This is a genomic window from Frankia sp. AgKG'84/4 (assembly GCF_023242965.2).
Lineage (GTDB): Bacteria > Actinomycetota > Actinomycetes > Frankiales > Frankiaceae > Frankia.
The window spans coordinates 1-10,450 of record NZ_JALKFU020000145.1; the positions used below are offsets into that span (position 1 = coordinate 1).

At 72.9% G+C, this 10,450-nt stretch carries 9 protein-coding genes and 1 pseudogene; 5 read left to right on the plus strand and 5 right to left on the minus strand.

Translation table 11 applies throughout. The features are described 5' to 3' along the window. Window positions 1-119 precede the first annotated feature (119 nt). The 3 genes from MXD58_RS11600 (at window position 120) to MXD58_RS11610 (ending at window position 2,564) form a co-directional block, all read left to right on the plus strand. The gene (locus MXD58_RS11600) at window positions 120-383 is read left to right on the plus strand and encodes a hypothetical protein (RefSeq protein ID WP_248817738.1); all 264 of its coding nucleotides are present in this window, start codon (window positions 120-122) and stop codon (window positions 381-383) included. 272 nt (window positions 384-655) lie between these two features. Further along, a complete protein-coding gene (locus MXD58_RS11605) occupies window positions 656-2,179 on the plus strand; it encodes an alpha,alpha-trehalose-phosphate synthase (UDP-forming) (RefSeq protein ID WP_248840796.1) in 1,524 nt (507 codons plus the stop codon). A gap of 190 nt (window positions 2,180-2,369) precedes the next feature. Beyond that, window positions 2,370-2,564, plus strand: coding sequence for an HGxxPAAW family protein (locus MXD58_RS11610; protein WP_308301948.1), 195 nt, complete (start codon window positions 2,370-2,372; stop codon window positions 2,562-2,564). A 145-nt stretch (window positions 2,565-2,709) separates the two neighbouring features. Here the strand turns inward: MXD58_RS11610 and MXD58_RS11615 are convergent, their stop codons facing one another. From MXD58_RS11615 to MXD58_RS11630, 4 genes are all read right to left on the minus strand, one after another. Continuing rightward, complete coding sequence (locus MXD58_RS11615) at window positions 2,710-3,252, minus strand: SixA phosphatase family protein (protein ID WP_248840794.1); 543 nt, start codon at window positions 3,250-3,252, stop codon at window positions 2,710-2,712. A gap of 277 nt (window positions 3,253-3,529) precedes the next feature. Then, window positions 3,530-3,898 carry a WhiB family transcriptional regulator gene (locus tag MXD58_RS11620; protein WP_250609306.1) on the minus strand — a complete coding sequence of 123 codons (369 nt, stop codon included), beginning with the start codon at window positions 3,896-3,898 and terminating at the stop codon, window positions 3,530-3,532. 840 nt (window positions 3,899-4,738) lie between these two features. After that, window positions 4,739-5,167: a rhodanese-like domain-containing protein gene (locus MXD58_RS11625; protein ID WP_248840792.1), complete on the minus strand. Its 429-nt coding sequence runs from the start codon at window positions 5,165-5,167 to the stop codon at window positions 4,739-4,741. Then, window positions 5,164-5,760, minus strand: coding sequence for a cysteine dioxygenase (locus MXD58_RS11630; protein ID WP_248840791.1), 597 nt, complete (start codon window positions 5,758-5,760; stop codon window positions 5,164-5,166). The genes MXD58_RS11625 and MXD58_RS11630 overlap by 4 nt, the downstream gene beginning before the upstream one ends. A gap of 998 nt (window positions 5,761-6,758) precedes the next feature. Here MXD58_RS11630 and MXD58_RS11635 point away from each other — a divergent pair. Then, window positions 6,759-8,492, plus strand: coding sequence for a sensor histidine kinase (locus MXD58_RS11635; RefSeq protein WP_248840790.1), 1,734 nt, complete (start codon window positions 6,759-6,761; stop codon window positions 8,490-8,492). Window positions 8,493-8,520: 28 nt separating this feature from the next. Here MXD58_RS11635 and MXD58_RS11640 read toward each other — a convergent pair whose 3' ends face one another. Beyond that, on the minus strand, window positions 8,521-9,204 hold the full coding sequence (locus MXD58_RS11640; RefSeq protein ID WP_284678229.1) for a response regulator transcription factor: 684 nt from the start codon (window positions 9,202-9,204) through the stop codon (window positions 8,521-8,523). 624 nt (window positions 9,205-9,828) lie between these two features. Between MXD58_RS11640 and MXD58_RS11645 the strand changes: the two are divergent. Continuing rightward, window positions 9,829-10,450, plus strand: a pseudogene (locus tag MXD58_RS11645) (hypothetical protein); the annotation flags it as partial.

Genomic DNA, 10,450 nt, shown 5'->3' on the forward strand with positions numbered 1-10,450 from the left:
CCGCTGCGCTTCTCTCGCTGGCCGCGGCGGCCCGGTTCGGACTCGGGCTCGGCGCGCCGGCGGAGCAGCAGTCGGCGTCCGGCGCGCGGGCCGGCGGGTCCAGGAAGGGATGAGGACAGGTGTCAGGCACGATCGCCGACGTCAAGGCGCAGCTCGACGAGGCGTTCCGGCGGACCGAGGAGGTCGCCGGCCAGTTGGAGGGCGCGCTGAGCATGCTGGAGGAGGCGCAGGCGATGGTGATCGCGGCGACCGACGGCAGTGAGCACCGAGCCGTGGACCAGTTGACCAGTGCCCTCGTCGAGACGCGTGACACATTGCAGATGTCGCTTGCTTCGCTCGGATCGGCGGTGCAGGAGGTCCGTGACTACCGAGACGGGCTCTGAGGGCGCCGGCGGTAACCAATCGAGGCATCCTCAATAGCTGAGAGCTGCAATGGATGCCGGCCAACCCCAAAGGCATCACTCCCAGATGTCGGTCTGATCTGTGCAGTGACCAGGTGAAGGTCTGGGTAACAACGTCCTGGGCGCCCCGCAACGCGGTGCATCCGCGTCCGGGGCTCACTACAGTCCGGATTGTCCCCGTGCGCCCGGGCGCTGGCGCCACCGCAGGGCACCGGACGCCGAGTACCGCCCGTGACCAGGAGGCTGCATCCGCCGTGTCGGACTTCAACCCCCTAAACCTGCCTCTCGTGCTCCTGTCCAACCGGGGTCCCATCAGCTTCGACCGTGACGCCTCCGGCCGCACCGTCAACCGCGGGGCCGGCGGCCTCGTCTCCGCCCTGTCCGGGCTCGCCGAACACCTCGACGAAGCTGTCTGGGTGTGCGGCGCCGCCAGCGAGGAGGACACCGTCGTCGCCGGGGAGAACCCCGAGGGCTCGATCGTCGTCCAGACCCATCCGCAGCCGCACCTCATCGTCGACGGCGAGCCCGACGGCCCGGCCATCCGGGTCCGGCTCGTCGTGACCGACCCGGCGGCCTACGCCGACTTCTACAGCGTCTGGTCGAATCCGATCCTGTGGTTCATCCAGCACGGGCTCTACGGCCGGTCGCTGTCGCCGGTGCTGACCCGGGCCGAGCACGACGCCTTCGAGAACGGCTACGCGGCGGTCAACCGGGCCTACGCCGACGCGGTGGTCAGTGAGGTCCGCTCCCGCGGCGGCAAGGCGCTGGTCCTGCTGCAGGACTACCACTTCTACCTGGTCGCCGACTGGGTCCGCGAGCAGTGCCCGGATGTCGTTCTGACGCATTTCGTGCACATTCCCTGGCCGGGCCCGGACGAGTGGCGCATCCTGCCCGAGGACATCCGCCAGCGGCTGCTGCGCGGGCTGCTCGGCAGCGACGTCGTCGGCTTCCACACCCGCCGCTACGCCCGCAACTTCGTGCTGTGCGCCGCCGAGCTGCTCGGCCTGCCGGTCGACCTGGAGCGCCTCACCGTGACGGTGGGGGACCGGGTGGTCCGGGCCCGTTACTACCCGATCTCGGTCGACCCCGCCGCGCTCGATGCCACCCAGGCCTCCGACGAGGTCGCGGCGCACGTCGCGATGCTGCGCTACCTGTTCCTCGACGACGAGCGCCAGCTCATCCTGCGCGTCGACCGCACCGATCCGAGCAAGAACGTGGTGCGCGGGTTCATCGCGTTCGGCATCCTGCTCGACCAGCATCCCGAGCTGGTCGGCAAGGTCAGCTTTCTCGCGCTGCTGCAGCCCAGCCGCACGGACGTGCCGGAGTACGCCGACTACATCGCGCTCATCGGCGGGGTCGTCGCGGAGATCAACGCCCGGCACACCAAGGAGGGCCGCCAGCCGATCGACCTGCGGATGGTCGAGGACTTCCCGCTGGCCGTCGCGGCGTACTCGATCTGCGACGTCCTGATCGTCAACGCGATCGCCGACGGCATGAACCTGGTGGCCAAGGAGGTCGCCGTGGTCAACCGGCGCGGCGGGGTGCTCGCCCTGTCGGAGATGGCCGGCGCCCACGAGGAGCTCGGCGAGTTCGCCGTCACCCTGCAGCCCTTCGACGTGCAGCAGATGGCCGACGCCCTCTACACGGCACTGACCATGCCGATGGAGGAACGCCACCGGCGCCTCGCTGCGGCAGCGGAGCAGGTGCGCACCCACGACGTCCGGCGCTGGCTCGACGACCAGGTCGTCGACCTGCGCCGCATCGCCGGCTTCGTCTGAGCCACCGCCGTGGCCTCGCGGCGGTGTCGGCGGCGGGCCGTGCCACCCCCCGCGAAGGGGCCGGTCGGCCCGGTCGCGGACGTCACCTCGCGGGGCCGCGCAGGGGTGCTCGCGGGTAGTCTCGCAGCGGAACAAGGGTGTGGCCGGACCGCCCGGTGGGCGGTCGGCGCTGGGATGGACGGGAGTGGACGTGGCGAGTGAGACCGGGCACCACAAGGCGAACACGGGTTCGTGGCTGTGCGTGCTGATGATCATCGTGGGCTTCGTTGTCGGAGCCGTGGCGCTGCCACTCGCCTCCATGCCGCTGTGGATCGCGACGGCCGTGCTGATCGTCGGTGGCGCCGCCGTCGGCCTGGTGTCGCGGATCATGGACCAGGCGTACTGAGCGACCAGGCGTACTGAGCGACCAGGCGTACTGAGCGACCAGGCGTACTGAGCGACCAGGCGGCAGCGGGTCGTCCCGGTCGCCTCACGCGGGCCGGGATCGCGCCTGTCCGCGGCGCCGCGGCGGGCCCGGTCGCGCCGGAACGTCAGTCCGGGGCGGTCTTCGGCCGGGGCGTCTCGCGCAGCTGGCGCGGAGTGACGTAGGAGACCAGCCGGGTGCTCTGCTGGTCGAGCTCGGCCCAGCGGGACACCGCGAGATCCTCGACGGCCAGTGCGGCGGTCGGGAAGGTCGGGATCCGGGCCTGGTCCGCGGGCGGCAGCAGGCCCACGGCGAGGGCGTGGATGCCCGGGTTGTGCGCCACGAGCAGCACGCTGGGCACCCCGTCGTCGATCTCCCGCAGCCGTTCCAGCAGTTCGCGCGGCTCCGCCAGGTAGAGCCGGTCCTCGACGAGCACCGGCACGCTCGCCGGTAGCGCGTGGGCCAGACCCGCCACGGTCTGGCGGGTCCGCAGCGCGGACGAGCAGAGGATCAGGTCGGGGGCGGCCTCGTGCTCGGCGAGATGACGAGCGACGAGTTCACAGGCGCGCCGGCCGGACTCCGACAGGGGCCGGTCCTGGTCCCGGGTGCCCGCCTGGGCCCAGTCGGACTTCGCGTGGCGCAGCAGCATGAGCCGGCGCGGCGACGTCATCGCCCAGCCACGGTTGCCGTGTCCACGTGTCCCACGATCTGACGCCGTCTCCTCCGCTCGACTCGCCGCCCGCGCGCGCCGTCGGGTCGACACTGGCAGCCTGCCCATGGGGGGCCGCGCACGTCAATGGGACGTCCGTCGCCACCTGCAGGCCAGTTCCGCGGATCTCCGTCCGCGGGCCGCGACAAAGCGACGGCCCGGTTCCGAGGCCCCTGGTGGGGACCCGGAACCGGGCCGTCGCGGTGCACTCAGGCGCGGTGCCCGCGGATCGGTGCGGTCAGCTGGCGACCGAGATCGACAGGAGCAGGCGGTCGGCGAACGCCAGCGCGTCGTCGGCGTCCAGGCGCCCGCGGGGGACGACCGCTGCCCGCTGGTCCGAGGTCAGTCCGCCCCACACGCCGTGCTCCTCCTGCCGGAAGATCGCGGTGGCCAGGCAGGGCCGGCGGACGGGGCAGCCGGAGCAGATCTTGCGCGCCCGCAGCTCGGCCGCGGCGCGGGCCTTGGTGTTACGGCCGTCCGGGGGGAAGAAGGCATCCGGGTCGCCGTCGCGGCAGGCGGCGTCCTGACGCCAGTACGCAGGCCAGCCGGCGCCGAACGGCTGCGGCGGCAGATCGCGACCGGGCAGGACGGGAACGCCGGCGCTCATCGTGCGCCGCCGCAGGTGAACAGGCACGCGGCGAGGCGGGAGCTGGGTCCGGCAACACTTCCGGCGGATAGCGCACTGAGCTGACTGGGCATACCGTCTCCTGCTGACGTTGCAAAGGCGGACACGTTGCTCTTGCAGACCGCCACATCCGGGCACGCGACACCCCAGACAGGCAGGTCAACCTTGGTGGGAGGTGAGAAGCCCCCGTGTGCTCCGGGATGGCGTCCAAAGACGGTGCCCTTTACCTGGCTGCCGGTCGTGGCCCCGCCTGGAAACGATCCCGTCTCGCCTCGTTAACCGAGGAACGTAGACGTCTCTCAACCGGATAGCAAGGGTTCCGGAACGCGGACGTCCGGACCCCGCCGGAGCGGGTCGCGGGGGCGTCCGAGGCATCGGCGGCGCCCGTCCGGCGGCGGCGGTATGCGGGCGGCCCGACCGTCAAATGATCTTCGGGCTCGCGATCGGGAGTCGATCGCGCTGACGCGGAAGTGTTGTTGGACAGCGCAAACGTGTCATACGAAGATCACTGTCGGGTGCCCGACACGGGCTGCGGGAATTGCCGGCCGCGCGCCGCGGGCGGGGTGGTGGGCGGGTGTGCCGAGGCGGTCGGCGGGCGGGCGCGGGCCCGGGTGACCCCTTCGGATGGCCCCCGAGAGAGAGCTTCAGGCGGAAAATGTGGCGAGAACCACATCTATCGTGGGGGCTTGTGGCAAGCGGCTGCGGCCCCGTTCGGGGTAGCGGGATCGGGCCACCGTGCCCGCGGGGGCGGTGCCATAAGGCAAACGTCGCCCTGCCGCGAGAAGGGGCCGGGCATCGGTGCGCCCGCGGATGGTGACTGTGTTACTTGCCATGCCGGGTAGGAAGGCCGGCTGCGGACCAGGCGTGGTAGCCGCCGATGACGTCGGTCGCGCGGTGGAGCCCGAGCTGGCGCAGCGCGTCGGCCGCGAGGCTGGACGTGTAGCCCTCGGAGCAGATGACGATCACCTGGAGATCGTCGCCGGTCGCGATCGGTAGCCGGGCGTCGCAGGTCGGATCGAAACGCCACTCCAGGACGTTGCGCTCGACGATCAGCGCCGCCGGGATCTCGCCCTCCGCGGCGCGCTGGGCCGCGGGGCGGATGTCGACCAGGACGCTGCCGTCGCCCTCGGACAGCGCCCGCGCCGCCGCGGCGGGCTCCAGACGTCGCAGCCGGGACCGCGCCGCCGCGAGGAGCACGTCGATCCGGCTCTGACCGGTACCGCTTCCGTGGCCGGCGCCCTGGGCGGTCATCGGGCGCTGCCCGCGCCCACGGGCGGCCGGGCCGCGACCGCTGCCGTGAGTGCTGGCTGGAGGGCTACCTGCACGGCGGGCTGGGTGCCGTCGGCGGCGAGTTCCGGGCCGTAGCGCATGGGCAGCTCCGGCGGGGAGTAGGCGTGGATCGTCGTCGCGGCCACGGAGCCCCGATTGGCGACGCGGTGCACGTGTGCGGCGCCGAAGCCGGCCGACGAACCGGTCACGTGCTCGCGACTCCCGGTGAGGGCCCACTCCCGGTCGAACCGGTCCTCCTCCACGCGCCCCTGCACGACCGTGAGGGCCCCGAGGGCGCCGCCGTGGTCGTGGACCTCCGTCTGCTGGCCCGGGTACCAACCGATCAGCCAGACCTCGACCGTCGCCGAGAGCAGCAGCCGGGTGTACCAGCGCCGTTCGGCGGTGTGGCGGATCACCGGTCGCCACACGTCGGTGCGCGCCGCGAGGCCGGCGGTCAAGCGCCGAAGTTCGGGCAGCTCGATCCGCCCCGGCTCGTCGCTGAGGCTTCGCGCCGAGAGGAACGGCTCGGGCCGGCGGGCCGGCCCGGACAGCAGCGACGGGTGCAGAAGAGGCACGAAAACTCCCAGATGGACGAGCGCCCGGTCGTGGCCGGGCGGATCTGAGCCGGTTCTGATCGGAGAGGTCGGTTCGGCCGGGCGCGGCTGGCGCCGCGGGCGTGGCCGGAACCAGGCGGGTCAGGTCCTGGTAGGAGGGCGAGATCCGGCACCCGTGCTCGAGACGGACGGCGCCGGGGCGTGCGCGCGAGTCCGGGTCGCCGCCGCGGTGTCCGACCGACCGCCGCGGTGTCCGACCGACCGCCGCGGTGTCCGACCGACCGCCGCGGTGCCCGACCCCGCGGGCCTGTACCAGCTCGAGGTGGTCGCGGTGTCGTGCGGGCTGTGCCGCGAGGGCGTCGCTGTGGTGGCGGACGGTCGCGTCCGGCCGGGCCGTGCGGGGCCAGTCGCCCGGGCCGGGACAGTCGCGCGAGCCGCAGGCCACGCGGACGGACGGTGACGCGCCGATCAGGCGGCCGCGACGGCCCCGAGAGGGCGATACCGCGTCGACTGGCGGGTCTCGACGCCGTTCGGAGGCGCAGACGCGCCGTCGGCGTCGGCTCAGGCGCGGATCAGGGAGCCTCGCGTCCGGTAACCGGCGTTGGCCCGCCACGTCCGCGCGTCAGCGGCCGACTGCGTGACATCTGCCAGGGCGGTACCCACATCAGCGAGCGACGGCGGGGCCGCGGCGCGCGTCCGGGCGGCCCTCGGGGCTGCGGCGCCTCAGAGTCGACCGGTACAGGCCGCGCTGACGGCCAGACTCAGGTCCGTCACGCGGTCGCTGTGCAGGAGGAGGCGCGGTACTGCCATGACCAGCATCCTACGACGTCGCCCGGCCCAGGCGGGGCGAACACGGCGCGGACGCCGCGGCCGGCCGGTGCGAGCCGTGGGTCGGGAGGGGTGTTCCGTCGGACAATTGGGGTGGATATCCTGCGAGGCAGGAAGATCACGTCGTTGGCTGGACGCTGTCCCGGGGGCCCGGATCGGCGGCCGGGCGGCGCGGGCGGGAGGCACGAACCATGACCGAGGTCGACGCCGACGCCCTCGCGGATCTGCGCGTCCGCCTGTCGGCGCAGGTCGACGAGGTGGCCGCGATGCAGTCGCGGATGCAGGGCCTGCTCGACGCGGTCGTCGGCGTCGCCCAGGAACTCAGCCTGCCGGTCACCCTGCGCCGCATCGCCGAGGCTGCGAGCAACCTCGTGGATGCGGCCTACGGCGCCCTCGGCGTCCTCGGCGAGGACGGGGAGATCACCGAGCTGTTCCACGTCGGCTTCCCCGACGACGTGGCGGCGCTCATCGGCCGGCTGCCGCAGGGCCGCGGGTTGATCGGGCACGGCCTGCGCGACCCGAGGCCGCTGCGGGTGGCCGAGGTGGCGGCCCATCCCGCCGCCGTAGGTTTCCCCGCCCGCCATCCCCGGTTCGACACGTTCCTCAACGTGTCGATCATGGTGCGGGGTGAGTCGTTCGGGTCGCTGTTCCTCGGCGCGAAACGCGGCGGCGGGGAGTTCACCCGCGAGGACGAGAACCTGGCGTGCGCGCTGGCCGCCGCGGTGGGCTTCGCCATCGAGAACGCCCGGCTCTACGAGGCGGCCCGGCGCCGCCAGGCCTGGCTGCACGCCAGCGCCGAGATCACCACGGCACTGCTGTCGGTGGCCGATCCCCAGGAGGCCCTCGCCCTGGTGGCGCGCCGGGCCCGGCAGGTCACCGCCGCCCTGCTGGCCGCGATCCTCGTGCCCGACAGCGACGGCGACGCTCTCCTGGTCGGCGTGATCGACGGCGCGGGGGAGGAGTCGCTGCGCGGGCGGACGCTGCGCCGCGACGAACGACTGCTGGAGGCGATGCGCACCGGGCGGGCCCTGCTGGTCGGCGCGGATCCGCCCGGCGGCCCGCTGTTCGGCGCGGACGGGGCCGATCCGCCGGTCGAGCTCGCGATGGTGGTGCCGCTGATGGCCGGCGGGCGGGCCCTGGGCATCCTCATCCTCGGTGCCGAAGGCTCGTCGGAGGCGTTCAAAGGCCCGGACCTGGAGATGGCGGCGGCGTTCGCCGGCCAGGCGGCCCTGTCGCTGGAACTCGCCCGGATCCATCGCGACCGCGAACGCCTGGCGGTGTTCGAGGAGCGGGACCGGATCGCCCGGGACCTGCACGACGTGGTGATCCAGCGGCTGTTCGCGACGGGCCTGCAGTTGCAGAGCCTGGCCCGGTCGGTCGGCGGCCCGGCCACGGCGCGGCTGCACGTCGCCGCGGACGAACTCGACCAGACGATCGCCGACATCCGTCAGACGATCTTCTCGCTGACCTCGGTGGACGCGGACGGCGCGGACCTCGCGGCCGAGATCCGCGCCATCGCCGCGCAGACGGAACGCGCCCTGGGCATCAGCCCGCAGATCCGGGTCGACGGGCCGATCGAGCGCCGGGTCCCCGCCGCGATCCGCCCGCACATGCTCGCCGCCCTGCGCGAGGCGCTGTCGAACATCGCCCGGCACGCCCGGGCGACGCGCATCGACGTGCTGCTTCGCGTCACCGGCGTGGACGTGCTTGTCGAGGTCCGCGACGACGGCTGCGGGCCGGGTGGCGCGTCGCGCAGCAGCGGGCTGACGAACCTGCGCCGCCGCGCGGTGGACCTCGGCGGGCGGATGGGGTTCGGGCCGGGCGAGAACGGCATCGGCACGACCGTGACCTGGCAGGTCCCGCTGATCACCCCGCCCGAGGCGCTGCGCGTCCTGTCGCCGGCCGACTATCCGCCGGCGGGGTGAGACCCGCGGGCGGATAGTCGCGGGGTGGTCAGGAATTCAGCCGGGTGGCGAAGACGGCGGCCTGCGTGCGGCTTTCCAGGCCGAGTTTCGCGAGCATGCTGGAGACATAGTTCTTCACCGTCTTCTCGGCGAGGAACATCCGGTTCGCGATCTGCCGGTTCGTGAGCCCCTCGGCGATCAGCCGCAGGATGCGGCGCTCCTGGTCGGTGAGGCCGGCGAGCCGCTCGTCCTCCGCCGGGCCCTCCCGCAGGCGCACCAGCACCCGCGGGGTCACCGCCGGGTCCAGCAGGGACTTGCCCGCCGCGACCTGGCGCACGGCATCCACCAGCGCGTTGCCGCGGATCTGCTTGAGGACGTAGCCGGCGGCGCCCGCCATGATGGCCGTGAACAACGCCTCCTCGTCATCGAAGGAGGTGAGGATGAGACAGGCAATGGTGGGATCCACCGAGCGCACCTGGCGGCACACCTCGATGCCGCTGCCGTTCTCCAGCCGCGCGTCGAGAACCGCGACATTCGGCCGTAGCGCGATGATCCGGTCCATGGCCTCGTCGGCCCGGCCCGCCTCGCCGACGACTTCCACATCGGGCTCCTCGGTCAGGAGATCCCGCAGCCCGCGACGTACTACCTCATGGTCGTCGAGAAGGAACACCCTGATGATTCCGGTGGGCGTCGCGGCGGTAGCCGCGTCACCGCCGCCGGAACCGTCCGCCAGTTCGTCTGACACCGTTGACTCCGCCCGACCTCACTGTCGTAAGAAGACCGTCGCTGATTGTCACGTGCGGCAAGCAGACTATAACGCTCGTCGTGCACCGCTCAGGTTGTCTTGACCGGGTGGACACAGCCGGCTGCCACGCTGGTGCGTGCCGGCGCGCCGGCTGAGTGGCCCCGGGTGCCCCCGGAACGGGCGTCCGTACACGGCTCCCACCGCCGCCATCGGAAAGGCAATGGAGGTGGTCCTGCAACTGCTATCTGTAGCTCCCCGATAGTGGTCGCGCCCTCGCGGCAGACCTCCGCCGACGAGGTCGGCGGGGCCCGTGGCCGGGTGACACGCACCGCGCACGCGTTGACCCGCGCCGTCGCCGCGGCCGCACCGCTCGGACGCACTTCTCGCGTGCACCCAATCATGTCCTGGCTCGTCGGAGTTTGCGGCGTTATGTCGCCAGTGTGTCGCATCGCACCCCGATGCGGAACGCATCAGGTCGGTCCGCCACAATGCGGTCCTCACCTGCCGCCGCGGACCTGTGGACCTGCGGGCCGGCGCGGGTGGTGGACGGGGGCGCACCGGTGCCAGTCGTGCCGCAATGCCAGAAGTATGTGATGGAGAGGACGAGCGCCCGTGCGATGGGGTAAGAGCGACCACCCGGCACCCGTGGCGGTGGGGGCGAGGATCGCCACGTTGCTGGCCGCGCAGACCGCGACGGCCCCGACCGAGGCCGTCGCGGCCGGAGCCGTGCAGCCCGATGTAGAGGCAGCCGATGTCGTGGCAGGCGGTGTCGTGGCAGGCGGTGTCGTGGCAGGCGGTGTCGTGGCAGCCGATGTCGTGGCAGGCGGTGTCGGAGCAGGCGGTGTCGGAGCGACCGAGGCCGTGGACGCCGGGACGGCGCCGGGCGCCAGCGAAGTGGTCAGCCGCTCGTGGACGCTGACAGAGCACGTGGCGTCGACCGGGACCACCTACCGGGTGTCGGCGGCTGTCGTGACCGCCGCCGCCGGCATGCCCGCGGCGGACGCCGACGCGGGCCGGCTGGACGTGTCCGCCGCGGACCCGACCCTGTCCTACCGGGAACTGGTCCGCTACCGCGAGGCCCTGGCCGGCGCCGGGTTCCTGGTCGAGGACGTCCTGGAGGGCTGGCGCACCGTCGCCCTCGATGTCACCGGCGCCCCGGCGCAGGCCCCGACGGCTCCCGCGGGCAAGCGTAGGGGGGACCGCACGCCGGCGGTCCCCGCCGCCCCGGTAGAGC